This is a genomic window from Chryseobacterium sp. 22532 (genome assembly GCF_052044665.1).
GTDB classification, from domain to species: Bacteria; Bacteroidota; Bacteroidia; order Flavobacteriales; family Weeksellaceae; genus Chryseobacterium; species Chryseobacterium lathyri.
This window is the reverse complement of sequence record NZ_JBQENJ010000005.1, coordinates 249,818-276,345: the sequence shown is the minus strand read 5'-3', so window position 1 is coordinate 276,345 and position 26,528 is coordinate 249,818. Positions and strand designations below refer to the sequence as shown.

Annotated in this window: 19 protein-coding genes and 2 tRNA genes; 12 read left to right on the top strand and 9 right to left on the bottom strand. The window is 36.7% G+C overall.

Going from position 1 to position 26,528, the window contains the following annotated elements:
• Positions 1–125 precede the first annotated feature (125 nt).
• Positions 126–509, top strand: a complete 384-nt coding sequence (locus tag ACTJIV_RS15365) for a helix-turn-helix transcriptional regulator (RefSeq protein WP_111955195.1) — start codon at positions 126–128, stop codon at positions 507–509.
• Positions 510–834: 325 nt separating this feature from the next.
• On the opposite strand, the gene ACTJIV_RS15360 is transcribed toward ACTJIV_RS15365, so the two are convergent.
• On the bottom strand, positions 835–1,131 hold the full coding sequence (locus ACTJIV_RS15360; protein WP_072922467.1) for an MGMT family protein: 297 nt from the start codon (positions 1,129–1,131) through the stop codon (positions 835–837).
• Positions 1,132–1,249: 118 nt separating this feature from the next.
• On the opposite strand from ACTJIV_RS15360, the gene ACTJIV_RS15355 reads away from it, so the two are divergent.
• Positions 1,250–1,396 carry a hypothetical protein gene (locus ACTJIV_RS15355; RefSeq protein ID WP_223560247.1) on the top strand — a complete coding sequence of 49 codons (147 nt, stop codon included), beginning with the start codon at positions 1,250–1,252 and terminating at the stop codon, positions 1,394–1,396.
• Between the two features lie 229 nt (positions 1,397–1,625).
• Here ACTJIV_RS15355 and ACTJIV_RS15350 read toward each other — a convergent pair whose 3' ends face one another.
• The 4 genes from ACTJIV_RS15350 to ACTJIV_RS15335 all read right to left on the bottom strand — a co-directional run bounded on the left by ACTJIV_RS15350 (position 1,626) and on the right by ACTJIV_RS15335 (position 4,999).
• Positions 1,626–2,597 carry a deoxyhypusine synthase family protein gene (locus tag ACTJIV_RS15350; protein WP_111955197.1) on the bottom strand — a complete coding sequence of 324 codons (972 nt, stop codon included), beginning with the start codon at positions 2,595–2,597 and terminating at the stop codon, positions 1,626–1,628.
• A 181-nt stretch (positions 2,598–2,778) separates the two neighbouring features.
• Positions 2,779–3,159 (bottom strand): GreA/GreB family elongation factor, encoded by a 381-nt coding sequence (locus ACTJIV_RS15345; protein WP_116012677.1) that lies wholly within the window; start codon positions 3,157–3,159, stop codon positions 2,779–2,781.
• A 344-nt stretch (positions 3,160–3,503) separates the two neighbouring features.
• Positions 3,504–3,896: an alternative ribosome rescue aminoacyl-tRNA hydrolase ArfB gene (gene arfB, locus ACTJIV_RS15340; RefSeq protein ID WP_111955201.1), complete on the bottom strand. Its 393-nt coding sequence runs from the start codon at positions 3,894–3,896 to the stop codon at positions 3,504–3,506.
• 74 nt (positions 3,897–3,970) lie between these two features.
• On the bottom strand, positions 3,971–4,999 hold the full coding sequence (locus ACTJIV_RS15335; protein WP_440628471.1) for an AMP-binding protein: 1,029 nt from the start codon (positions 4,997–4,999) through the stop codon (positions 3,971–3,973).
• Between the two features lie 99 nt (positions 5,000–5,098).
• Between ACTJIV_RS15335 and ACTJIV_RS15330 the strand changes: the two genes are divergently transcribed.
• Positions 5,099–5,169 (top strand) — tRNA-Gln (locus ACTJIV_RS15330).
• Between the two features lie 214 nt (positions 5,170–5,383).
• Positions 5,384–5,454 (top strand) — tRNA-Gln (locus tag ACTJIV_RS15325).
• 147 nt (positions 5,455–5,601) lie between these two features.
• Here ACTJIV_RS15325 and ACTJIV_RS15320 read toward each other — a convergent pair.
• Positions 5,602–5,937 (bottom strand): helix-turn-helix domain-containing protein, encoded by a 336-nt coding sequence (locus ACTJIV_RS15320; RefSeq protein WP_223560249.1) that lies wholly within the window; start codon positions 5,935–5,937, stop codon positions 5,602–5,604.
• Complete coding sequence (locus tag ACTJIV_RS15315; RefSeq protein ID WP_111955205.1) at positions 5,934–6,368, bottom strand: transposase; 435 nt, start codon at positions 6,366–6,368, stop codon at positions 5,934–5,936. The genes ACTJIV_RS15320 and ACTJIV_RS15315 overlap by 4 nt, the downstream gene beginning before the upstream one ends.
• 622 nt (positions 6,369–6,990) lie before the next feature.
• On the opposite strand from ACTJIV_RS15315, the gene ACTJIV_RS15310 reads away from it, so the two are divergent.
• From ACTJIV_RS15310 to ACTJIV_RS15295, 4 genes are all read left to right on the top strand, one after another.
• A complete protein-coding gene (locus ACTJIV_RS15310; RefSeq protein ID WP_440628468.1) occupies positions 6,991–8,424 on the top strand; it encodes a tetratricopeptide repeat protein in 1,434 nt (477 codons plus the stop codon).
• A gap of 389 nt (positions 8,425–8,813) precedes the next feature.
• On the top strand, positions 8,814–10,166 hold the full coding sequence (locus ACTJIV_RS15305) for a tail fiber domain-containing protein (protein ID WP_336378986.1): 1,353 nt from the start codon (positions 8,814–8,816) through the stop codon (positions 10,164–10,166).
• Between the two features lie 414 nt (positions 10,167–10,580).
• Positions 10,581–11,480 carry a hypothetical protein gene (locus ACTJIV_RS15300; protein WP_336378987.1) on the top strand — a complete coding sequence of 300 codons (900 nt, stop codon included), beginning with the start codon at positions 10,581–10,583 and terminating at the stop codon, positions 11,478–11,480.
• Positions 11,481–11,846: 366 nt separating this feature from the next.
• Entirely contained in the window at positions 11,847–12,737 is an 891-nt protein-coding gene (locus ACTJIV_RS15295; RefSeq protein ID WP_440628465.1) for a hypothetical protein, read from the top strand.
• 767 nt (positions 12,738–13,504) lie between these two features.
• On the opposite strand, the gene ACTJIV_RS15290 is transcribed toward ACTJIV_RS15295, so the two are convergent.
• A complete protein-coding gene (locus ACTJIV_RS15290) occupies positions 13,505–14,926 on the bottom strand; it encodes an amino acid permease (RefSeq protein ID WP_111955215.1) in 1,422 nt (473 codons plus the stop codon).
• A gap of 117 nt (positions 14,927–15,043) precedes the next feature.
• A complete protein-coding gene (locus ACTJIV_RS15285) occupies positions 15,044–15,337 on the bottom strand; it encodes a helix-turn-helix domain-containing protein (RefSeq protein ID WP_111955217.1) in 294 nt (97 codons plus the stop codon).
• Positions 15,338–15,521: 184 nt separating this feature from the next.
• Between ACTJIV_RS15285 and ccoN the strand changes: the two genes are divergently transcribed.
• The 4 genes from ccoN to tamL all read left to right on the top strand — a co-directional run bounded on the left by ccoN (position 15,522) and on the right by tamL (position 26,528).
• The gene (gene ccoN, locus ACTJIV_RS15280) at positions 15,522–17,801 is read left to right on the top strand and encodes a cytochrome-c oxidase, cbb3-type subunit I (protein WP_336378989.1); all 2,280 of its coding nucleotides are present in this window, start codon (positions 15,522–15,524) and stop codon (positions 17,799–17,801) included.
• An 18-nt stretch (positions 17,802–17,819) separates the two neighbouring features.
• Positions 17,820–18,707 (top strand): cbb3-type cytochrome c oxidase N-terminal domain-containing protein, encoded by an 888-nt coding sequence (locus tag ACTJIV_RS15275; protein WP_336378990.1) that lies wholly within the window; start codon positions 17,820–17,822, stop codon positions 18,705–18,707.
• Between the two features lie 463 nt (positions 18,708–19,170).
• Entirely contained in the window at positions 19,171–24,201 is a 5,031-nt protein-coding gene (locus ACTJIV_RS15270) for a translocation/assembly module TamB domain-containing protein (protein WP_440628461.1), read from the top strand.
• Positions 24,201–26,528, top strand: coding sequence for a translocation and assembly module lipoprotein TamL (gene tamL, locus ACTJIV_RS15265; RefSeq protein ID WP_440628459.1), 2,328 nt, complete (start codon positions 24,201–24,203; stop codon positions 26,526–26,528). Before ACTJIV_RS15270 ends, tamL begins: the two co-directional genes overlap by 1 nt.

The window sequence follows — 26,528 nt, the reverse complement described above, 5'->3', positions numbered from 1 at the left end:
TAGCTAACTTGATATTCTAAACTTTTCCAGCATTTTTGTTTAAATCCTACGGTTCAATGCATATTTTTTCTCTTTTTTATTGTACACATTGTGCTTTTTTTCCATTTTTGTATAAAATGTAGGATATGCAAAAAGAAAAATTACGCGTTATCAGAAAACAAAAAGGCTATACTCAACAGCAGATAGCTGATATTATCGCGACTGATGTATCCAACTACAGCAGGAAGGAAAGTGGTGATGTAAAGATCGTAAGGGATGAATGGGAAAAGATTGCCCGTTTTTTGGATGTTTCGGTAGAAGATATTTATGAGGATGAAGAAGCAAAAGTTGTGATCAATAATAATCATCCTGTATACAATGATCAATCTTCATCATCATCAGGAGTGATCACTCAGTTTCATAATATTTCAACTTCTATTATTCAGAACCTGCAGGATTATATTGCCTTGCTGAAAGAGGAAAATGAAAAATTAAAAGAAGAATTAAGAACACCGAAAGGAAGAAAATAAGGTTGTTGTTATAAAAATCACCTGTTTTTTACATATAAATTTAAAAGCCTTGCCTATTCAAAAATATTCAAGGCTTTTTTATTATGAATATTTTTAATTATACCATCTTTTTACAGGCAAAAATCCAGTCTTTCAAAGAAGGGGAATAATACGACTTTTGGCAATTGAAACATTGAATGGCCGTTTTTTAGTTTCCGGCGGCTTCGCCGCCGGAAACTAAATTTATTATAAGTCCTATTTCATTTATGAACCGAAGTCCTTTAATATTTACAATTAAAAACAGGTGTCTGAACTGTAAATTCTTAACAGACTGTACAATTTAATTCTAAATTTCCTCAAGTGGATTCCAGAATAGCTTTTTAAAATCTTTTATTCTTAAATTCTCAACGGTAATGCCTTCTGCTTCCAGTCTCTTTTGAAACTCGGGAACAGATAATACGCCTGAGCTGGATATGACACGATGTGCCGGGACATCTTCCGGGCATCCTCCCATCGCCTTCCCTACATGACGGGAATGATTAGGATAACCTACTGCCTTAGCTATGGCACCATAAGAAGAAACTCTTCCTTTTGGAATAAGCCTTGTAATCTCGTAAATCTGCTGTTTAAAAATTTCATCCATAGTCAAGTAACCTGCTTTATCGTTATGAAAAATAGAGTCTAAATAAACTTTAAACATCTTTCTGCATCATTTTTGAATTCTCAAACATTCAATAATGTCTGATTGTAAATATAAAGATATGAAAAAATCATTTTTCCGGCTGCTGAATGCAGTCAATAAAAAGTTGCTCCCAAAGTTGAGCAATAAAGATCCGAACAAACTGAGTAAAATAGAGAAAGGAATTCTGGCCTACCGATACTTTGTGCTGGTGAATTCTCTTGACTGATCTCCAAGTAAGTCATTGCGAGCGAAGCGAAGCAATCTCTTAATGATCTTACCTGCTAAACTTTTTCTTAATGGTTTATTTTGAAACATTAAAGTTAGATAAGACTTTAAGAATAAGTTCAAACTTCATTTTTAAGTGAGATTGATTGGCTTCGCTCGCAATGACGAACGGAAAATAAAAAACGCTTCAAAATGAATTGAAGCGTTGGTATTTTAAAAGAAATTTATTTTTAATTTTCCAGGATATAAGAGAACATTAATGGTGCACAGATCGTAGCATCACTTTCAACGATAAATTTCGGTGTCGTGATATCCAGTTTACCCCAAGTGATTTTCTCATTCGGAACTGCTCCTGAATACGAACCGTAAGACGTTGTAGAATCCGAGATCTGGCAGAAATAAGACCAGAAAGGAATGTCATGCATTTCCATATCCTGATACAACATCGGCACCACACAGATTGGGAAATCTCCTGCAATACCTCCTCCGATCTGGAAGAACCCAACTCCTTTTCCGGCTGAATTTTTAGTATACCAGTCAGCAAGATAGGTCATATATTCGATTCCTGATTTCATAGTGGTTGCTGTAAGCTCACCTTTGATGCAGTAAGAAGCAAAGATGTTACCCATGGTAGAATCTTCCCATCCCGGAACTACGATTGGAAGGTTTTTCTCAGCCGCAGCAATCATCCATGAGTTTTCTCTCGGAATTTCGTAATACTGCTCAAGAACCCCTGAAAGGATCATTTTATACATGAATTCGTGTGGAAAATAACGTTCGCCCTTAGCTTCTGCATCTTTCCAGATCTCCACGATATGCTTTTGAAGTCTTCTGAAGGCTTCTTCTTCAGGGATACATGTATCTGTAACTCTGTTTAATCCTCTTTCTAATAGATCCCACTCATCCTGCGCCGTTAAATCTCTGTAATGCGGAACTCTTTCGTAGTGAGAGTGCGCCACAAGGTTCATCAAATCTTCTTCAAGGTTGGCTCCTGTACAAGAAATAAAATCAACTTTTCCCTGACGGATCATTTCTGCAAGGATTTTCCCCAATTCAGCAGTAGACATCGCACCTGCTAAAGTGATCATCATTTTTCCGCCATCTTTAAGATGTGCAACATACCCCTTAGATGCATCTACCAATGCAGCCGCATTGAAGTGCAGGTAATATTTCTCTATAAATTCAGAAATCGGTTTGCTCATTTTTTTTAATTTTTGCAAAGATAAAACTTAAAAACGGAATGCAACATGAGTACTTAAAGAAACTCTTGCCTGACCATTCTTTTTTAACAAATGATAAAAATAGCTTTATCCATAAGGCTTCCCATGAAAAAGTACAGCCGTGAAGCTGTACTTTCATCTAACAAATATAGATACACAGGAATTACCCGTGACAAGATTCTACTTTTAAGATCTCAATTTTTCTTTCACCGTCTTTAAAAGGCCAGTCAATGATATCTCCCACTCTATATCCAACTGTAGCAAGCGCAATATCTGATAAAATGGAATACTTGTTTTTTACCGGCTTAGCTTTTGAAGAAGCCACGAAAATATATTCGTGTTCAAAATTCTGAGTATGATCTTTAATCGTCACTTTCCTGTTAACCGTCACTACATCGGCAGGAAGCTCTCTTCTCAGTACCTGTTTAGCTTTTCTCAATTCTTCAGCAAGTCTTTTTTCCTCCGGCATGCTTACTTTTTTTCTTCTGAGTGTATCTTTTATAGCATCATAAATTCCGGTGGTTACAATAATATGATTGGACATTTTTTATATTTTTTAAGGTAATGAATACAGTCATTCCATGATCCAATGCAGGATAGCAGACAGCCTTTTCCTGTAGAAAACTGCAAAAATAATACGTAAAGTTTATCGGAATATTTTCCCTGTCCTGAATCCTGACAGGGCTTAATTGATAAAGTCCTTAGAACTTTTTAGAAAAGAATCTCTATGTAAATACAGCAACGACAGCAGAAGACCTGAAAAACGGTCCGCTGAGGATAAAGAAATAATTGCTGCCATACTTAAAATTATTAATAATACCCTAAGATACTTAAAAATTTTGACTCGTGAAAGAAACTACTTTTTTACTCTACCCTTTTATTTAAAATCTAAAACTTAAATTTCCTGTTCTCCTTTTTTTCAGAAATTTTCTTTTTGGTATCCAGGCGCTTCTGCTTTTGCCCTTTTGAAGGTTTTGTTGCCAGTCTTTTCTTGGGAACAATTAAAGCTTTATTGACGAGTTCAATCATTTTTTCAATTGCTTTATTCTTGTTCATCAGCTGGGTTCTGCTTTCAGAAACAGTCAGAAACAGATATCCGTCTGCATTGATTCTGTTTTTCAGTTTAGTAAGGATTAGTTCCTTCTGATTCTCATTAAAGAATTCAGACCCGGCAACGAGCCAGAGAACGGTCACCGAAGTTTCCACCTTATTTACGTTCTGCCCTCCCGCTCCGCTGCTCCGGGACGTTTTAAAGCTGAGTTCTTTCGAAAAGTCTTTCATGTTTTTTATTTTAAAGGTCTTGATTCAAGAGCCAGGAATCAGGAATTAAAGTACATCAAATAATGGGCAAAAATTTATAATCTTTCGGCTATTATTCTATTCAGCTCTATCCGGTTCACTTTTCCGTTCGGTGTTCGTGGAATATCTTCGATAAAAATGATCTCTTTGGGTTTGTGAAAGCTTTTTTCAAAAGATATTCCGGCAATCTTTTCAATAAGACCCACTGACTCTGATCCTTCTATCACCAATATCAGCTTCTGGCCCAGGCTTTCATCTTTCAGACCTATAAAAACAGCTTCATTGGGGATTTCTTTTTTTACCAATGTTTCCAGTATTTCAGGAAAAATTTTCGCCCCTCCGGAATTAATGACATTGTCTAAACGTCCCAGGAACTTAAACTGTTTGCCATTTTTAATTTCAACTAAATCATTAGTCTGTAGTACTTCAGCGTTAACATTGGGTGCATAGATTTTCAGACAGCCTCTTTCATCTATGCTGACAGATACATTTTCGAAAGCCGTAAAATAATCTTGCGGTTCCGGCATAAGCTGCTTTAAAGCAATATGGGAAAGCGTTTCAGACATTCCATAGGTTTCAAAAATACGGATACTTTTTATTCTTTTATTTTGGGCTATCTTTCTTTTTAATGATTCGGAAACAGCTGCGCCACCGATGATCAGATTTTTGATCAAATGGAGTTTATCCAGGGAGTTTTCTACCTGAAGGGGAGTCATTGCACAGAAATCAATTTCTTCACTTAAATGCTCAACTGGTTTCAAGGATGGATCTGAAACAATCAGTTTTAATTTTCTTTCGATAGAACGGACTACCATCATTTTACCTGAAATATATTCAACCGGTAGGCATAACAGCGCTTTATCTCCTTCTTTCAAGCCTAAGAAATTACAGGTCATTACAGCAGAGTTCAGCATTTTTTCTTTTTCGATTTCAAAAATTTTTGGTGTTCCGGTAGAGCCTGAGGTCTGAACCTTTACAGTAGATCCATCGGAAAACCATTCGTCCAAAAATTTTTTGATTTTATGTTCGAAATCTGTTTGAAAGGATAAATTATTAATATTGAGATTATTGAAGTCTATCAGCATGATTAGGGTAGATAAAAAGTGTTGTAAATTTAAAAAAAACTTTAAAAAATTCTTGTATCTAAACAAAAAAGCTGTAAATTTGCCTCACCAAAATAAAACAGACCTATAGTGTAACGGTAGCACTCCGGTTTTTGGTACCGTCAGTCGGGGTTCGAATCCCTGTGGGTCTACAAACCATCCTTTTTAAGGGTGGTTTTTGTTTTTTAGTTTCCAGCCTTTTATTATTCTTTTAAACTCATTTCAAAATCAACTGAAATCGGGCTTAAAACTACAGCACGAAAAACAAGATCAGGTAAAAATAGGACTTAATTCATTGAATTTTTTCCGAACACTTATTTGTGTGTAAAGAAAAAAATTGTAGATTTGCACCACCAAAAATAAAGCAGACCTATAGTGTAACGGTAGCACTCCGGTTTTTGGTACCGTCAGTCGGGGTTCGAATCCCTGTGGGTCTACATCCAAAAGAAAAACCACTTGAAAATCAAGTGGTTTTTCTTTTCCGGTCAACATGCTTATTTACAAGAAGTAAATTTCAAAAAAATTCACTCCTGTTTTTCTTACAGACAAGTTTCCAGAGGTATATATTAAAACATTGCTACATATTAAAGGACATGATATTTTTTCTTCCATTTTGCAATACTATTACGGCTTAATTTAAATTTTATAGCGACTTGGGTATTGTTGAGTTTATATTCTTTTTGATAGTCAATAATTTCCTTTACCGTTTGTTCACAGTAAGAACGAAGCTTTTGATTGAAAATGACTGCTTCTTTATCCTGCTCTCCAAATATTATTTTATTCAGTGTAATAATATCTAAGGTGGAAAGCATTTTCTTGTTTAATATTACTTGACATGCAGATATTTTATCTGGATATTTCCTATCCAAAATATCAGTATAAATCTTTTTATAATCAGGGGCATCATTCATATTTTTCATAACTTTTTAGAATTACCATATTTGCTAAGCCATTTGTAAAGAGTAGTTTTTGGAATTTTATATTCTCTTATTATCTGTGCTTTGGATTTTTCTCCGGCAACTACAAGATCGAGAATAAATTCAATGATCTCTTTTGTATAAATATTTTTTCTGAAAGATGGAAGTTGTGTAACACCGCTATTGTACTCCATAGACGCCTGGGGCGAATAAAAAATAAGATGCTGAGAGTACAGCCTGAAAAAATCATACTCTAATAACTTACTCCACTTTAATAATATATCTGCTTCTAACGATTGTTTTTCGTACATTTTTTCAATATCCTCTTCAGGGCATTTAAAAAAATTACAGATCCTTTTCACACTTATGTTACATTCTAAAACTCTCTGTCTGATTAATTGCCCGACATATATCTCTTTAAGATCTGGTCCCATATTTTTAAGTTAAATGAAAGCCTCCATTTGTGAATAAAAATTGATAAGTGGAGGCATTAAATTAATACTATACTTTTGATTTTGATGGATTCACTTATACTTTAAAGTGTTGTGCCACTTTATCTGGTGAGATGAACCTGGATCTTATTGTATCAGTCAGGCTCGATGGATTTGCAATTTTACATGATTAAAATAAGGGAAACAAAAAACCGGACTTTACTTATATATGACGTCTTTTATTTTTAGCTACAAACCATACAAAATATTATTTTTCAGACTCTTATAATACAAACATTCTGCTTTTCGGATCATCTCATTCATGTCTTGCAGCAAATAAAGATCACTGAAAACAACAGGTATGTGCAATATGTAACACCTATGTAATACCCTATTTTAATCATCCGTCTTCTTAAATCTATAACATTGCCGGACAAAAAATGAATGCTCTATTAAAAGACCATACCTTGACATTGAAGACTATGAATTAGCCAAACAATTAAGAAAGAATGAAAACATTAAGAATAAATCAAATAAATAATCATTTTATATTTAATTTTACATTTATAAATTTATTTTAAATGAAACAACACACTAATAAAACAAATACATAAAAACATTTAAAATGATGAAACTTTTTATTTTCTTTTTCCCGTTATTCATATTTGCTCAACAAAAAATTACCCCTCAGTATATTGATTCGGAGTATAATAAGGTTGAAACCTTACGTAAAGAAGGAAAATTTGATGAATATGTAAAAAAAAACCTGCTCTTACTGAAGGAATCCAAACGGATAAACCATTCTAAAGGAATTGCGTTAGGCTATTTACATCTTGCCGGCAGTTATTCATATGCAAAAGATTATAAAAAGGGATTAGAATATCTTAAACTGGCAAGGAATGAAAAATACGCAGACAATAATCCGGAATTTCAGATTTTAATTAAAAGATATTTAGGCTTTAACTATTATAATATGGGGCTTTATCAGGAAGCTATTACTTCATTTAAAGACGTTGTCGCATTATCAGATGAAATCCCGATCGATACCTCAAGATACTTTAAGTCAGCGGCATATATTGAAATGGGGATAGTTTATAAGGATCAGAACAAACTGGATTCCTCCAGATTATATTTAAAGAAAGGACTTGCTATTTTACGGAATAATAGAAAGGTAACGTATGAATCAAAAGTAAATATATTGATCTATTCCTTAGTGTTAATTGAAATCGATGTTTATGAAAATAAAATTGATTCGGCTGAAATAAAACTTAAATCACTTGAAGGCAATGCAAAAAAAATTCCCGGAAATTATAACTTCCAGCTATATAAAGTAAAAGGTCTGATCCATGAGCATAAAAAAGAGTACGATTCAGCTATTTCCAATTATCAAAAAGCAATCCCATTAGCACAAAACCTTAAGAATATTACCCAGGTTCAATGGTTATATAATGCAGCCTCCAATGTGTATAAGAAAACAGGTGATAAAGACTCTGCGGAAAAATATTTTCAAAAATATACATCTATTAAAGATAGCCTGGCCAATGCCAAACAACCCGCTATTGAAAATACAGTAAAAGAATTAGTTACCCAAAAAGAAAATGAAATAAAAACCAAGAGTAAGCTTCTGATCTATATTATATGGATTGGAGCTTTTGGTATTCTTATTTTTATTCTATTGGTTATAAAAAGAATGCGTAAAAAAAATAAAATTTTGAGGGTAAAAGAGCAGGAAACCCAAGCGTTAAATCAACAACTAAATCTTGCTTTTGAGGAGGTTGTACGACTTGCAAAAAATAACGACCCTGAATTTCTCACAAGATTTCAGGAAGTTTATCCTAACTTTTTCCCAAAATTGTTACAAATAGAACCACAATTGCAAAATAGTGAGTTAAAATTTTGCGCTTTACTGTTTCTAAACTTTTCTTCTAAAGACATAGCAACTTATACATTTGTTCAGCCACAATCCATACAAACCAGAAAAAACAGGCTGAGAAAGAAGCTAAATATTTCTTCTGAAGAAGATATCTACATCTGGATGAAAAATATGAATAATCAATAATATATTTATTAACCTTACCAATATTCAATAATATCAGTCTTCTTTATTTAGCTATCCCTTTGAGATAAAGTCTTAATAGGTGTCTATATGTGTGTTTAAATCTTAACAGTATCAACTTTCAACACATTTCTATATTTTCCAGTCAACAAGACTGGATATGGAAACTATTTTCTTTACCTGCTTGGATAGAATTCAGATTACTTCCTACTGAATTTCAACCCATTAAATCAATGTAACACCCAAGTAATAGGTGTGTTTTTTGAATAAGCGGTCCAATCACTCAAATTTGTATCTCACCCAATATGATTGAGAATGGATAAAATCTAATGATTCTAAAAACACAATAATAAAAAAACAATTCCTTACAAATGAAAAACAAAATTTCGATTTTGGCAGTTGCACTAGTACTGCCAGTATGTATGTATTCCCAAGTGGGTATTTTAACAGACAAACCTCATAGTACACTTGATCTGGGCACTAAAATTGGCAGCAGTGTAACTGATAGGTCAGGTAAAAAATTGGCCATTTATGATAATACAGATGGTACAGATTTTTATGGACTAGGGGTAAGCCCGGGCTTCCTGCAGTTTCATGTCAATTCTGCACCTGCTAACACTTTACCAGCCATGATATTAAAAAAATACCGGACTGATTTTTATCAATTGGGTGTTAATACAACCAATCCCCATAATGTCATTGATATGGGACCTACAATGGGAAATATTTCGGATCCGGAAAGTAAAAAACTCGCAGTTTATAACAGTGCGGATGGAAATGATTTTTATGGTTTAGGAGTCAGTCCTTCAGTCCTTCAGTTTCATGCCGGAACAATATCTGATCAGGCTCCGGCTATGATACTTAAAAAGTATAAGACTAATTTTTTTCAGTTAGGCATTAATACAACCACCCCCCATAATGTCATTGATATGGGACCTACAATGGGAAATATTTCGGATCCGGAAAGTAAAAAACTCGCAGTTTATAACAGTGCGGATGGAAATGATTTTTATGGTTTAGGAGTCAGTCCTTCAGTCCTTCAGTTTCATGCCGGAACAGTAAATAATCAGTCTCCCAGTATGGTACTTAAAAAGTACACGAATAATATTCATCAAATAGGTATTAATACAAATAACCCTCATAATATAATTGATATGGGACCTACAATGGGGGGTATTGCGGATCCGTTGAGTAAGAAACTAGCAGTTTATAACAGTGCGGATGGAAATGATTTTTACGGTTTAGGAGTCAGTGCTAGTACCCTTCAGTTCCATGCCGGAACAATAAACAATCAGGCTCCCACTATGGTGCTTCAAGACAACGGACGTCTTGGCATCGGCACATATGCTCCTACTTCTACACTTTCCGTAAATGGGACAGCAGATAAACCCGGTGGAGGAAGCTGGGGAACTTTTTCAGACAGAAGAGTTAAAAAAGATATTACTGATTTTAAAGATGGTCTGAATGTGATTACTCAACTTAAACCTGTTACTTATAAATACAACGAAAAATCAGGATATAAAGATTTGAATAAAGAGTATGTAGGGTTTATAGCGCAGGATGTAGAAAAAGTTGCCCCCTATATGATCAATGTTATAGACGATACCGCAAAAAGTGGTTTGGCAGACAAAAGGGAATTAGACGAAAGTGCCCTTACCAAAATATTGGTTAATGCTATACAGCAGCAGCAGTTTGAAATAAATGAACTTAAGAAGGCAATTTCAGAAATAAAAAAACAAAAATAAGGGTAACTTAAAATATCTACCCTTTCACTAAAATAAATTCTAAGTCTCTTAATTTGGCTGGGATTCCTTATCCCAGCCATCTTTTAAAAATCGAATGAAGTATACAGCACAAATTGAAAGATATACTCGTAATCGATCTATAGTTTCGGAGATTGTCATTATCTAAATTAAACTATTTACAAAAACAATTTTTCTAATGTTGTAACATAAGACAACAAAATCTTTTTTATAGACCTGGCTTTATAGCTATACAATTCCAAAACCACATATAAAAACACTGAAATTCAACACATTATACAAATGTAACATCCATGTCATAGGTCTTTTTTTTGAATAAACAAACCAATAATTCAACTTTGCATCTCAACAGCAATTAGTAAAATACTATAGTTTAACAATTAAGAATGAAAAAAAATGAAAACAAAACTGTTATTTTTAGCAAGCACTGTATTTTTATCAGCAAATGCTTACTCACAAGTAGGGATTAATACATTAACACCTTCCAGCACTTTAGACATAAGGGGATCCGTTGAAGGAAATTTTCGGGAAATTACAGGCACGAGTACCCTCGATAATAAAGATTATCACGTTTCTTTTTCAGGAACGGCAGATGCAGTTCTGAACCTTCCTGCAAAATCTACTACTGATGGGAGTATGGCGGATTTCAGGGGAAGGAAATATTATATAAAAAACAACAGCACTTCCAGCAAGCTGACTTTGACCGCTGCTTCTGGCCAGACCATACGTCTAGGAGGAAATGGAACTGCTTCCAATACCCTTGATTTAAAACCCGGAAAATTTGGGTTCCTTACCGCTAATGGATTGAATGGGTGGGATTTAGACTTTGTTGCTACGGCATATAACGACAACTGGGTGCTGGCTAATTCTGATATTAACGGGCCTGCCGTACCTACATCACAGAATATACCTTCAGGAGCTTCCTTCACAACTGTAAATGGTTGTGAAGTTACCGTTACTGTACCTGCTGGCGTAACAAGTTCAAAAGTAGTATTAAGTTTTACAGGTTGGGGAGATGCCGTCGGTAGTGGAAGTCCTATTGGTTCTTTTCGTTTTCAGGTTGTTAGGACAGGAACATCATCTGCAACTTATGCTTCAACAATGATGACCTCTTGGGCATTAGGCTCTGCGGCTGTGGTTCGTTATAATTATCCTGTTGTATATTCTATTTCGAATCTTGCGCCGGGTACCTATACTTTTACTTTACAGGTAAGGAGGGAGAATGAAGCAGGAACTGGTATAACAACCACATTTTGGAGTACAATGGGTAGAGCAGATGTTTATGTTAAAGATTAAATAGCATTTACGATCTCTTGGGTGAAATCTAAATATTTTACAATTAATCAATTAAATGTATAGGCTTGCGTCTAGAAGCACAGTTCCATGCGTTCTAAACAATGATGTTCACGATGAAATAATGTTCCCTGTTTCAGAATGTTTACAGCTATTCTAAATACACAATGATGATAAACTGCTGCAGAAGCGGCAGTTTATAAATATCCTCAATTAATTAGTTCAAATAATTATTGAAAAATCAGCTAATTCAACTCATGTAATATTCATGTAATAGGTGTTTTTTTTGAATAAATAGATTGATCATTCAACTTTGCAACTCAACAACTATTATTAAAAAACTATAGTTTAACCATTAAAAATAAAAAAATGAAAACAAGATTATTACTTTTAGCGAGCATTTTATTTTTATCAGTAAACGCTCACTCCCAAGTAGGAATTAATACCCCAACACCTTCCAGTACCTTAGATGTAAAGGGATCTGTTGAAGGCAATTTTCGGGAAATCACAGGCACAAGTACTCTTGACATTCTGGACTACCATGTTTCTTTTTCCGGGACATCAGATGCAACTCTGAACCTTCCTGCAAAATCTACTACCGATGGTACTCCTGCAGATTTTAGAGGCAGGAAATACTATATCAAGAATAATAGTACGACAAACAATTTAACATTAGTAGCTGCGGCCGGACAAATAATACGCTCGGGAGGAATGGCAGCTGCAAATAATACTTTTATGATGCAGCCGGGAAAATATGCCGTGCTTACAGCCAGTGGGGCCAATGGATGGGATCTGGATGTTGTTGTATCCAGCGTTGCTGCTAATAATTGGGAGCTTGCCAGTATGGATAACCAAGGACCGGTAATTGCATTTCAGGCAATAAGTACATCGGGCTATACTACATTAAGTGGCAGTGCGGTTACTGTAATAGTTCCGGCAGGATACACTCAGAGAAAAGTAGTATTAAATTTTACAGGCTTTGGAGAAGGGTCAGGTACAACAAATGCCCAAGGTACATTGCGTTTCCAAATTGTTCAGACAGGCACAGCAACGGCAACATATGGCTCAGTAAACATGATGAGCTGGGTCTCGCTCAGTGGAGCTATTAGAAGCTTTAATCATTCAACCTCATACTCCATTTCAGGTCTGAACCCTGGAACCTACACCTTTAATTTACAAGTTTCAAGGGAAGGAGAAATAGGAGTAGGTGCTGTTACCAATTGGGGTACGGTAGGCAGAGCAGACGTTTATGTTAAATAAAGATTATCTAACTCTCTAAATAAATTGTATTCATGAATGAAATAATGTTCCCTATTTCAGAATATTCTAATATACAACGATGATCAACTGCTGCAAAAATTATTTTCATACCGCAGTTATAAGCATTCTCAATTCAAATTATTACTGAAAATTCAGCTGATTCAACTCATGTAATATTCATGTAATAGATGTTTTTTTTGAATAAATGGATTGATCATTCAACTTTACAGCTCAATAGCAATTATTAAAGGACTATAGTTTTAATCATGACAAATAAAAATTAAAACAATTTATATGTACCTCTAAAGTTCAAAACAAATTTTTATAAAATATATTTTTTGTGGCTAAGAGTTTAGTTATTGGCCGGAGATAAGCCACACTCCGGCCCCTTTCGGGGGAGGCTATGATCACTTGACACAGATTTAAATATTTTGCCGTATACACCATTAATCAACTAAAAAAGTTCAGAAAATGCTTAGGCTTATCCGGATACTTATAAAACTTGTTTAGAAGCACATTTCTATGTATTCTCTAAACAATTGTATTCATGATGAAATAATGTTCCCTGTTTCAGAATGTTTACAGCGATTCTAAATACACAATGATGATAACTGCCGCAGAATTGATTTTCATGCAGCAGTTATTTTTTCTCCTGAACTATTCACCATAACATTATATTTTCCTTAAATACTGTAGTTCAGTAAACATCACAATAATGCACAAAAAAAGGACAGATAAAAATCCATCCCTTATATTTCATTCACTGATTATTTGTTTTTATACAGCTTAAACATCAGAAACAGGAAAGCCAGCCATATGGGAATTAGGATCACCTGAATTTCCATTCCCGTAATGCTCATCAATACCAAAATAGCGACTAAAAACAGGATACAGATGTAATTCGATACCGGATAAAATATGGAAGGGAATGAGGTCTTCACACCCGTTCTATCTTTCTCCTTTCTAAATTTCAAATGGGTATAGCAGATCATCAGCCAATTGATAATTAACGTAGAAACCACCAAAGCCATTAAATACTCAAATGCTTTTTCAGGTACCAGTTTATTGATGATAATACAGATTCCGGCAAAACAGGACGAGATCAGAATTGCATTGGTAGGAACACTGTTTTTATTCAGTTTCTTTAAAAACTTAGGGGCATTCCCCTGTTGAGCCAACCCAAAAAGCATTCTGCTGTTGCTGTAAACACTGCTGTTGTACACCGACAAAGCCGCGGTTAAAACAATCAGATTAAGAATATTGGCAATTAAAACATTGAACTGGATCACCTTTCCGAAGATATTGAATTCAAATCCATTTAAATTCTGAAAAACCATAACAAACGGGCTTGTCCCTTCTGTAATCTCTCTCCACGGGCTCAATGCAAATAAAATAACCAAAGCACCCACGTAGAAAATTAAAATTCTGTAAATAACCTGATTCGTCGCTTTAGGAATGGTCTTTTCAGGATTTTTAGCTTCCGCAGCCGTAATTCCTATTAATTCCAAGCCTCCGAAAGAGAACATGATCATCGCCATAGCGGCAAACAATCCGGAAAATCCACCTTCTCCTTTATTAAAAAATCCTTTGGGGAAAAATCCGCCGTCGTTCCACAAATTCGATATACTTGCTTTATCTCCTCCAGTACCGCTCAACAGTAAATAAATACCAAAAACGATCATCCCAATAATGGCTACCACTTTAATGATAGAAAACCAAAATTCAGTTTCCCCATACACTTTTACAGAAGCCAGATTTAAGGCTGTAATCATGACAAAAAAGAATAAACTGGACACCCAGAGCGGGATTTCGGGCCACCAAAAATGAATATAATGCCCGATAGCCGTCAATTCAGCCATACTTACCAGAATATAGAGAATCCAGTAATTCCAGCCGGAAGCAAATCCGGGAAAATTCCCCCAGTATTTATAGGCAAAATGACTGAAACTTCCCGAAACAGGCTCCTGAACCACCATTTCACCAAGCTGGCGCATAATAAAGAATGCAATAATCCCTGCTAAAGCATATCCCAGAATAACGGAAGGTCCCGCTAAAACTGCTGCCGGACCGATCCCAAGAAACAATCCTGTTCCTATGGCTCCTCCAAGGGCAATTAATTGAATATGTCTGTTGGTTAATCCTCTGACTAGAGTCCCATCATTGGGCTCCGTTTTCTGTTCGCTGCTCATAAAATCAATTATGCCCTAAATATATAAAACTTTAGAGAAATTTGACTTCTATGAAGCTGTAAGAACAGTCAATAGATTCAGTTTTAAAGAAATAAAAAGTAAAAAAGCCATATTTCTTTACAAATACTCCTCCGGAATTGAAATATTATTCTTTTTCATATACTCCAAAAGCGACTGATATCGGTCATCATTCCCATCTGTTCCGCATTTATGGGAAATACTGCAGATATCGGAAGGCTTAATTTCCAGGATATCGGAGATCTTCGTCAGGATTTCCAGATTGATCTTTACTTTAGAATTTTCAATGTCAGAATAGGCCTTCTGGGAAATGCCCATCTCAAAAGCCATATACTCCTGTGTAAAGTCTTTGCTTCTACGGATTTTCCTGATATTTTGACCACATACTTTCATCGTTTTTGTTTTTAGTAGTTTTCAGTATAGTTTAGAAGGATACCTACTAGACTTACACAAAGTTAATAAATACCTTTGTCAAAACATTATACACGTTACATGATATTTATTTTTTCATATAAATCAAGGTCAATACCATCTGATTTCAGAGGATAAATATTTTCGGTACAATACAATTGGAATTATGGAGACGCAAAAATTCAATTATGACAATAACATTGTCAGAGCATTCTTGTATGCTACTATCGTATTCGGGCTGGTCGGCTTTCTGCTGGGACTTACAGCCGCGCTGATGCTTTTCTACCCTGAATTACCAGAGTTTTTATTCGGGACAGATGATACCACAATCCAGAGTCTGAGAAGCGGAAATATCCAGGGCCTTATCAACACGCAGGGTGCCATGGGATTCGGAAGGATCAGAATGCTCCATACCAGTGCCGTTATTTTTGCTTTTGTGTGTAATTCCTTCTTCTGCGGTGCTTACTACAGTATGCAGAGGCTTTTAAAAACAAGAATGTACAGCGACACGCTTTCATGGATCCATTTCTGGAGCTGGCAGCTGATGATCGTTGCCGTAGTGATTACATTCTTAATGGGAATCAATACTTCCAAAGAATACGCAGAACACGAGTGGCCTATTGATATCCTGATTACCTTCTCATGGGTTATTTTCGGAATCAATATGTTCGGAACCATTGCGAAGAGAAGGGTAAGACATCTTTATGTAGCCATCTGGTTCTACATCGCAACCTGGATCGCCGTGGCCATGCTGCACATCTTTAATAACCTTGAAGTTCCCTTATCATTCACAAGCTGGAAATCCTATTCTGTATATGCCGGCGTAAAAGATGCACTTGTACAGTGGTGGTACGGTCACAACGCCGTAGCATTCGTACTGACAACACCGGTGTTAGGTCTGATGTACTATTTCATGCCGAAAGCGGCACAGCGACCTGTATTCTCCTATAAATTATCCATTATTCACTTTTGGTCGCTGATTTTCGTATACCTTTGGGCTGGCCCTCACCACCTTCAGTATACGGCGCTTCCGGCATGGGCTCAGGCCGTAGGAACTGGATTCTCTATCATGCTTATCGCTCCATCATGGGGAGGAATGCTGAACGGCCTTCTTACCTTAAGAGGAGCCTGGGATAAAGTAAGAGAAAACCCGATCCTTAAATTCTTTGTGGTAGCGATTACCTGTTATGGTATGGCTACTTTCGAAGGACCTTTATTAGCCACAAAATCTTTAAATAAAATCGGGCATTACACCGACTGGGTGATCGGGCACGTACACTTAGGAGCGCTTGGATGGAACGGGTTCATGGCCTTCGGAGTCGTGTATTACCTGATCCCTATCATGTGGAGAACACCGCTATGGTCTAAAAAACTGGCCAACTGGCACTTCTGGCTGGGAACTTTAGGAATTATCTTCTATGCAGTTCCGATGTATATCTCAGGATTCACCCAGGGATTGATGTGGAAACAGTTCAACCCGGATGGTACTTTAATGTATAAAAACTGGCTGGATACGGTAACGGCAATCATTCCTTATTTTAAAATGAGATTCTTAGGAGGTATCCTTTATCTTTCAGGAGCAATTTTAATGGTGGTGAATGTGATCAAAACTGTAAGATCGGGCTCATTCCAGAAAAACGTTCCGGCAGAAGCACCGGCATTGGCAGACATCGGTACCGCGAGAAAAGAAGGCGAAGGTGTACACCTTTGGCTGGAAAGAACTCCAAAACTACTTTCTATTTTAGCTTTCATCACTGTAGCGATAGGTGGATTAATAGAAATCGTTCCCACATTATCACTGAAACAGAGTGTTCCTACAATTACAGCTGTAAAACCTTACACACCGCTGGAACTGGAAGGAAGAGATCTATACGTCCGTGAAGGATGTAACTCCTGCCACTCACAGATGATCCGCCCTTTCCGTGATGAAATCGTAAGGTTTGAAGGCAAAAACGGACAGTATTCCAAGGCCGGAGAATTCATTTATGACAGACCTTTCTTATGGGGATCCAAAAGAACCGGACCGGATCTTCACAGAGAAGGCGGCAGGAACCCTGATTCGTGGCACTTCAAACATATGTATAACCCAAGAATTACATCTGCAGGCTCCATTATGCCTCGTTTCCCATGGCTGATCACCAATAAGCTGGACCGTACTCAAATGGTAGACAAAATGAGGTTAATGAAAAATGCTTTCGATGTGCCTTATTCAAAAGCAGAAATAGATTCTGCGGGAAAATGGGCAGATAACCAGTCTAAAGCCATTGTACAGAGAATTTATTCTGAGGCAACGGATGTGAAAGATCAAATGGAAAAAGAAAAAACAGCGAAAGGTGCATCTTATGTGCCGCTTGAGCAGAGAGAAATTGTAGCGATGATCGCCTACCTGCAAAGATTAGGAACCGATATTAAAACAACACAGATTCAGACAGCAAGCGCTGAGTAACTTTTAAAATTGACTGCAATGAAAAAGAGAACCCCCATTTCAATATATATCGCAACAACGATAGGCTTAACGATCATGGCGTTTGAAATGTTCGCCGGAGACTCAGGTTATTTTTCCTCGCCGTTTTTCTGGGCACTTATTCTAATCGCTGTAATCCTTCTTCTGATTATGAACTCTATCGGAGATCTGGTGGAAAACGAGAGTTTCAGCAGACTGTCGGAAGAGGAAAAGAAAGAATATTTAGCTGAAAAAAGCATTCCGTATTACCAGAAGCTTTGGAATTCAGCGTTCAAAAAACAATCTGCTACCGAAGAAAAAGATATTTTGATCGACCACGGTTTTGACGGAATCACGGAGCTTGACAACTCACTGCCTAAATGGTGGATAGGTCTTTTCTGGTTCGGATGCATATTCTGCGTCGTGTATATGACTGCTTTTGCTTTTACAGAATATGCCCACCCAGAAGCAGAATACGATAAAGAAGTAAAAACAATGCTGGCATCCATAGCCGAATATGAAAAAACGGCACCCCAGATTGACCTGGAAACGGCAAAATACAGCGCAGACCATATAGCAGAAGGCCAGGAACTTTTCAAAACCAACTGCGTAACCTGTCACGGTGACGGCGGAAAAGGAGGCATTGGCCCGAACCTTACGGATACGCACTGGATCAATATCAAAGAAAAAAGCCTGTTTAAAAATGTTTTCTGGATGCTTGAAAACGGCTCTCCCAATAATCCTACGATGAGACCTTTCATCAAAGAAGGAACAATCACAGGAAGAGATGCTGAAAAAATTGCAGCCTATATCTATCATATCAACCAGGAAACTTCTCCTATCACTCCGGCTCAGGGCGGTGCCGCTCCACAGGGTGAAGAAGTGAAATGGGAAAACGGAAACAATTAATTTAGTATGGAAGTTTGAAGCTGGAAGAGGGAAGTTATTGAAGTCTAAAAGAAGACTTACAGAACCATTTTATTATTTTTTTAAAGCTAGTTTAAGAGCACTGTTAAAAATGAATATACAATATAACTTCCAGCCTCCCTCCTCCAGCTTCCAGTCCTTTAAAACTTAGCTCACATAACTTAACAAAATTTATTAACTCCATATATTCCTTGCCCCCTTTGAAACTACTCTAACATTTGAATTTCATTTTTGCTAACCTTTTCAACATTAAAAATGATTAAAAGGGGGCTTTAAAAAAAAAAATCCAAACCTTGGCTGTCTTTATCAACTGATTCACTTGACAACTACTAAACTAAATTCCATAATAAGGCAGCCAAGGCAGGATTTTTGTATTGCTAGTAGGATACCACAACAAAGAACTTATAAAATAGTATTCCTATCTTTGTTTGAAACCTAATCGCATTTGAAACTGAAAATTAACAAAAGAAAGCTCTTAAAGCGTATTGCAATAACCTTTATTTCAATATTGGTTTTTCTTACCCTTCTGATATTTAGCTTAAGGCTTCCTGTCGTTCAGAACTTCATTAAAGATAAACTGGTTGTATATCTTGAGAAAAAAATCAAAACCAAAGTAAGCCTGGAAAGGGTTAATATAGGATTTCCGAACAGCCTTATCATGGAAAACCTTTACCTTAAAGGCCAGGATGTAGATACACTTCTTGCTGTAAAAAAGCTGGATGTGGGCTTAAACATGCTGAAGCTTATCAGTTCCACAGCTGATATTACTTCGGTAGATCTTGAAGGAGCCCGCGCCAATGTAGTACGAAAACCCAACGGGACTTTCAATTTCGATTATATTATCAATGCTTTTGCGACCAGCGATAAAGAGGAAAGCCCTTCCAAACCGTTTATTATTTCCCTGGATAAGATCAATTTAAAAGATATCGGGGTGACGTTCAACGACCAACAGTCGAGGAATGACATTCAGTTATATTTCAAATCATTTGACACAAGGGTTAAAACTTTTGACCTTAATAAAAACACCTATGCCGTTAATGATATTAATCTGGACGGACTGAGACTAAAATTAAAGCAGGATCTTGTTGAAGAAGTCTCTAAAAAAGTAGAGAAAAAGGTAGATTCTCTTAATAATAAAAAGCCAATGAGTATTGGTCTCAGAGGAATCAAACTTACCAATTTCAATATTGATTACGGTGACGATAACACTAAAACTTTTGCTAAAGTTCTGTTTAAAGAATTAAGTACGAAGGTCAATAAACTTGATCTTGAGAATAACTCCTACAATATTTCCAATGTTTTTCTTTCCGGGGCAGATATTAACGCCAATCTGTATCTTCCTGCGCAGGACGCCAATCCGAAAGATCAGAAAGAACCTGAAATTTCAAAAGTTTCAGACAAGGAGAAAGCCATGAAACTGCTTCTTGGGAAGCTTGTCCTGAATGATGTAAAAGCCATTTACAATAACACAGCTATGGCTCCTACCAAACAGGGAATGGATTTCAACCACATGAATTTTTCTAAAATGAACGTGGAGGTAAGACGCTTCAAAATGGAGAACAATACTTTTGCAGGCACAGTGAATTCAGCAGAAATCCAGGAAGGAAGGGGCTTGAATATCCAGAAATTCAATACAGATTTTGTGTATGCAGAAAAACAGGCTTACCTGAAAGATCTTTATCTGCAAACCCCGAAGACACTGATCCGTGATGAGGTGATTTTAAATTATGACTCCTTTGACCAGCTGACTTCAAACCCGGGCGCTGTAAAAATTTCAGCCAACATTAAAGATTCCAAAATAGGTTTCGCCGATATTTTAAACATTGTTCCGACTTTACGAAATACTGTTCCCTTCAACAAATATCCGAACGCTATACTGAATGTCAATGCCAACGTTCAGGGAATGGTGAATGACCTTCTGATCAAAGATCTTAAAGTCTCAGGACTGGATCAGTTGAGAGTTGCTGCATCAGGAAAAATTAAAAATGCGATGAAACCTGAAAATCTGTATTATGATCTTAGGGTCGGAGAATTTTCAGCAGAAGCTAAAACAGTGTACAATCTGGTTCCGAAAAATACAATTCCTTCCAATATATCCCTGCCTTCTCATTTCAGCATCAAAGGAAATGCAAAAGGAACAACAAAAGTAGTTAAGGCAGACCTGAACCTCTACTCTACCCTTGGAAATGCCGGTATTATTGCTGATGTGGACATGAGTAGAAAAAACAGGGAACTGTATGATGTAAAAGCCAATCTTCAGGCTGTTCAGGTTGGAAAGATCATTCAAAATAAAGATATTGGTCCTATTACCGCACAAATTTCAGCAAAAGGCGAAAGCTTTGATTTCAAAAATGCCAACGCTAATCTGAAAGGTCATGTAGCATCAGCTGTCTACAAAGGATACCGTTATCAGAACATGGATTTAACAGGTAAAATAAACCGTGGTGTTTATAATATCGTTTTGAACTCAAAAGACCCGAACGCCAATCTGAATTTAATAGCTTCCGGAGTCTACAGCGAAAAAAATCCTACGATAAAGATCAATGGTGAAGTGATCAAGCTCGATGTGAATAAACTTGGATTCTATGAAAAACCAATGATTATTGCCGGAAAAATTGATGGTGATTTTTCAAGCCTCAATCCAGATGCTTTAAACGGTTACCTAAACCTGAAAGATTTTGCTTTTTCAGATACCAAAGAGGTTTATCCTGTACAGGAAATGAATCTGAAAGCTTCTTCCACACAGGATTCAACGAAGGTTATTTTCAATTCTCAGATTGCTGATGTTTCTTTAAAAGGAAAATATAAGCTGACACAGATTTTTGGTGCTTTAACGCAGACGGTTAATCAATATTACCAATTCCAGAAGCCCGATAAAGGACAGAAAATTGATCCGGGGCAGTTTTTCACATTCAATGCAAAGATCAAAAATGATGACCTGATCAGGAAATTTGTTCCGGATCTGAAAAGCTTTGAAACCATTAATTTAGCCGGAAATTATGATGCAGATTCTCAAAAAATAGAAATAGACGGGCAGATCCCGCAATTATTATATGGTGAAAATTCGTTGGAAAATGTTGCTTTAAAAGTAACCAATGAAAATCAGGCGCTACAGTACAGCCTTAACGCAGGTGCTTTAAAAAGCTCCAGCTTCACCCTGAAAAAAATTGCAGTCAATGGAGATGTTGCCAATAATATCATCAATTACAATATTACCACAAAAGATGATAAAGATGCCACACAGTTTCTGATTGCAGGAAATGCCAAATCTTTGAATGACATTACAGAAATTTCTTTGAATCCGAACGGTTTGAAATTAAATTATTCGGACTGGAATGTTGCTGAAAACAATAAAATCCAGATCAGCAGCCAGGGGATTTTAGCAGATCATTTCATCCTGTCCAATGGCGGAAGTGAAATTTCGCTTCAGTCTGAAACCGACCGCCCAACCAGCCCTTTAAATGTTTCATTAAAAGATTTTAAAATTGAAACCATTACTGAACTCATCAAAAAAGATACGGTCCTTGCAAAAGGAACCATTAACGGAACAGCTCAACTTAGAGATGTTACGAAAAACATGACCTTCACTTCCGATCTTAATATTACAGATCTGATTGTGTACGGAAGTCCGGTTGGAAATCTGGCGGTAAAAGTGAACAACACTTCACCGAATATTTTAAATGCTGATGTTGCTCTTTCCGGCAATAACAATGATGTGAAAATTCTTGGAGATTACAATACTTCTTCCAGTACATTTGATCTGAATATGGCTATCAACCAGCTCCAGATGAAGAGTGTTCAGGGCTTTTCCATGAATGCGATAACGAATACGGAAGGCTATCTTTCAGGAAATTTAAAAATCACAGGAAATACAGATAAACCCAATATTTTAGGTAAAGTAAAATTCAATGATGCCGGACTTGAAATTACAAAAACAGGCAGCGATTTCAGAAAATTGAATGACGAAATTGATTTTACAAACCGAGGAATCGAGCTTAATAAGTTTAAAATAAATGATAAGGATGGAAATTCTCTTGTGATCAATGGGCAGATTCTTACTCAGACTTACAGGGATTTTGCATTCAACCTGGATGTGAACGCCAAAGACTTCAAGGTAGTCAATTCAGAAAAATCCAATGATGCGATGATGTATGGGATTCTTGCGATTGATGCAGGACTTCATATCAGAGGAAATTTAGATCTTCCAAAAGTTGACGGCAGGCTGTCGGTTTCTGATGATACGGATTTCACTTTTGTTCTTCCACAGTCCAGCCCCTCTCTGCAGGAAAGAGACGGAATTGTAGAATTTATCGACCAGGATCAGGTAGTTTTAAATAAAACCATCATTGCCGATTCGCTGAAAGCACAAAGCCGTTTCAAAGGAATGGATGTAAGTGTAAACATTGAAGTAAGTAAAGAAGCTAAACTCTCTATTGTTATTGATAAAGCTAACGGAGATTTTGTAAAACTTCAGGGTGAAGCGGAACTGACCGGAGGAATAGACCCGTCGGGGAAAACAACTCTTGTGGGAGTGTATGAAGTGGAAAAAGGATCTTATGAACTTTCTGTAAGTCTTCTGAAACGTAAGTTTGATATCCAGAAAGGAAGCACCATTACCTGGACCGGAGAGCCTACCGCAGCAACAATGGATATTACCGCAGTCTATAAAACGGAAGCTCCGCCTATAGATCTCGTTGAGCAACAGGTAAGCGGTGAAGATGCGTCTGTAATGAATCAGTTTAAACAGAGAATACCTTTCAATACTTTATTAAAAATGAAAGGTGAGCTTCTGAAACCGCAAATCACTTTTGATATTACTACGGACGAAAAAAACAATTCTGTATCCTCAACGGTAACTGATATTGTAGACCAAAAGCTTACTCAGCTCAGAACACAGGAATCGGAAATGAACAAACAGGTTTTTGCTCTTCTGCTGCTGAACCGTTTCATTGGGGAGAATCCGTTTGAATCCGGCGCAGGAATGTCAGCTGAGATGATGGCCAGACAGAGTGTGAGTAAAATTCTATCCCAGCAGCTGAATAATCTGGCTTCAGGATTGATCAAAGGGGTTGATATTGATCTGGGTCTTGATTCTTCTGAAGATTATTCAAGCGGAACAAAGAATACAAGAACGGACCTGAATGTGGGAGTAAGCAAAAAATTACTGAATGACCGTCTGAAAGTTTCTGTAGGAAGTAATTTTGCCCTGGAAGGTGAAGCACGCCAAAATGAGAATACAACGAATATTGCAGGAAACGTCACTGTAGACTACAGTCTTTCAAAAGACGGAAGATATATGCTTCGGGCTTATCGTAAGGATGAGTATCAGGTAGCTCTTCAGGGACAGATTATAGAAACGGGATTAGGATTTATCATCACTTTAGACTATGATAAATTCCGGGAGATTTTTCAAAAATCCAAGAAGGACAGACGTAAAAAAGAAAACAAAAATAACCAGGTAGTAGAATTTAAATAATGAAAATCAGATTTAATATATATTGGAAATACCTATTTGTTTCAGGCTTTGCGGCTGTTACTTTCTCATGCAGCAATACAAAATTCCTGAAGGAAGACCAGATGCTTTACGTAGGTGGAGAAGTGAAAATAGAGAATGATACCATCTCCAAGAAGGAGAAAAATGAGCTTCAGTCTGCATTGGAAGAAAATCTGGTTCCAAAGCCTAATTCCACCATATTAGGGCTCCGTCCGAGATTGTATTTTTATAACATCGCCAAAGAGCCTAAAAAAGATAAAGGGTTCAATTACTGGCTGAAATATAAAGCAGGCGAAAAACCTGTTCTGCTAGGGGATGTAGATCGGGAATTCAACAGAAAAATCATTGAAAACTATTCTGAAAACAAAGGCTATTTCAATGCCAGAGCTACCTATGATACGGTTTCCAAAAATAAAAAGGCAAAGGTAATTTATACTTTAAGGCCGGGCTCAAGATACTTCATCAGTAATGTTAAGTTTCAGCAGGATTCTTCTCTTGTCAATAAAGAAATTCAAAGTTTAACAAATAAAACTTTGCTTAAACCCGGAAAACCTTTTGACCTTGACGTGATTAAAGATGAAAGAGAACGTATTGATAATGGTTTAAAGGAAAGGGGATTCTATTATTTCAATCCTGATAATATTATTGTTCAGGCAGACAGTACGGTAAGTAAAAATCACAAGGTTGAACTTAACGTAAAATTAAAAGAAAATACTCCAGATCTGGCAACGCAGCAGTTCAGTATTGACAAGGTCATTGTATTTCCTAATTATAATATACAGGACGTAAAGCGAGGCAAGTACAGCGTTCCGATGAATACGGATTCACTTTCTAAATATGCGTACAATGATATTTATGTAATTGATCCTCAGCATAAATTCAAACCTAAGATTTTCGACAGAGCTCTGTATTTTAAGAAAGGGGATCTTTACAACCGTTCCAATCACAACCTTACGCTTAACCGTCTGATCAGTCTGGGAGTTTTTAAATTTGTAAAAAACGAATTCATTGTTTCGGATTCATTAAAACATCAGTTTGATGCTTATTATTTACTGACCCCGAGGCAAATTCAGTCGTTGAGGCTGGAAGCTTTGGGAAGAACCAATTCCGCCAATTATGCAGGTAGTGAATTAAACCTGAACTGGACGCACAGAAATTTTTTCAGAGGAGCCGAACAGTTTAAGGCAGCTGTTTACGGAGCTTTTGATTTCCAGATGGGAGGTCAGGAGAATGCAAAGAACCTCTTCCGTGCAGGAACGAATGTTCAGCTTTCGATTCCAAGAATTGTAGCGCCTTTCCGTTTTAATTCTTCAAGTGCTTTCGTTCCTAGAACAAATATTAATTTAGGATTTGAATTCCAGAATCGCACCGAGTATTATACGCTTAATACGTTTAGTGCATCATTTGGTTATTTATGGAAGGAAAATGTAAGAAAGGAACATGACCTGAAGCTATTGGATGTAACATTGGTTTCTCCTGCCAAGGTTACCGCTTTGTATGACTCGATATCGGCGAACAGTGATGCCATGCAAAGAGTTGTTCAAAAACAGCTTATTTTTGGACCTACCTATTCTTATACATACACCAATACAATGCTGCCTAAACCCACCACAATTTATTATAAAGGAACATTGGACTTAGCAGGAAATATTACAGGTTTGGTAACGGGTGCTAATGTTGAAAAAGGAAAAGAAAAAAAGATTTTCGGAATTCCTTTCAGCCAATATGCCAAAATGGAGAATGACTTCAGGCTTTATCATAAGTTCACAGAGAAAACATCTTTAGCTACAAGATTTATAGGTGGAATAGCTTATCCTTACGGGAATTCAGAAAATATTCCGTTCTCCAAACAGTTCTTTTCGGGAGGAAGTAACAGCGTAAGAGCATTCCGTGCCAGAACATTAGGCCCTGGAAGTTTTGATCCGAGAACCATTAAATCCGGTTATTATTTTGACCAGTCCGGGGATATCAAGTTAGAACTTAACGCTGAATACCGTGCCAATCTTTATAAATTTTTAAATGTTGCTGTCTTCGCAGATGCAGGAAATGTATGGTTAATTAACGAAGATGCTCAAAGACCGGGCGCTAAATTTTCCAAAGAATTTTTAAGTGAAATTGCAGTGGGAGCCGGAGTTGGCCTAAGACTTGATTTTTCCATCCTGATTTTGAGACTTGACCTGGCAATGCCTTTAAGGGTTCCTTATTACGAAAAAGGCGACCGATGGGCATTTAACAGGATCAATTTCGGAGATTCACAATGGAGAAAAGATAATTTAGTTTTAAATATAGCCATCGGATATCCTTTCTAA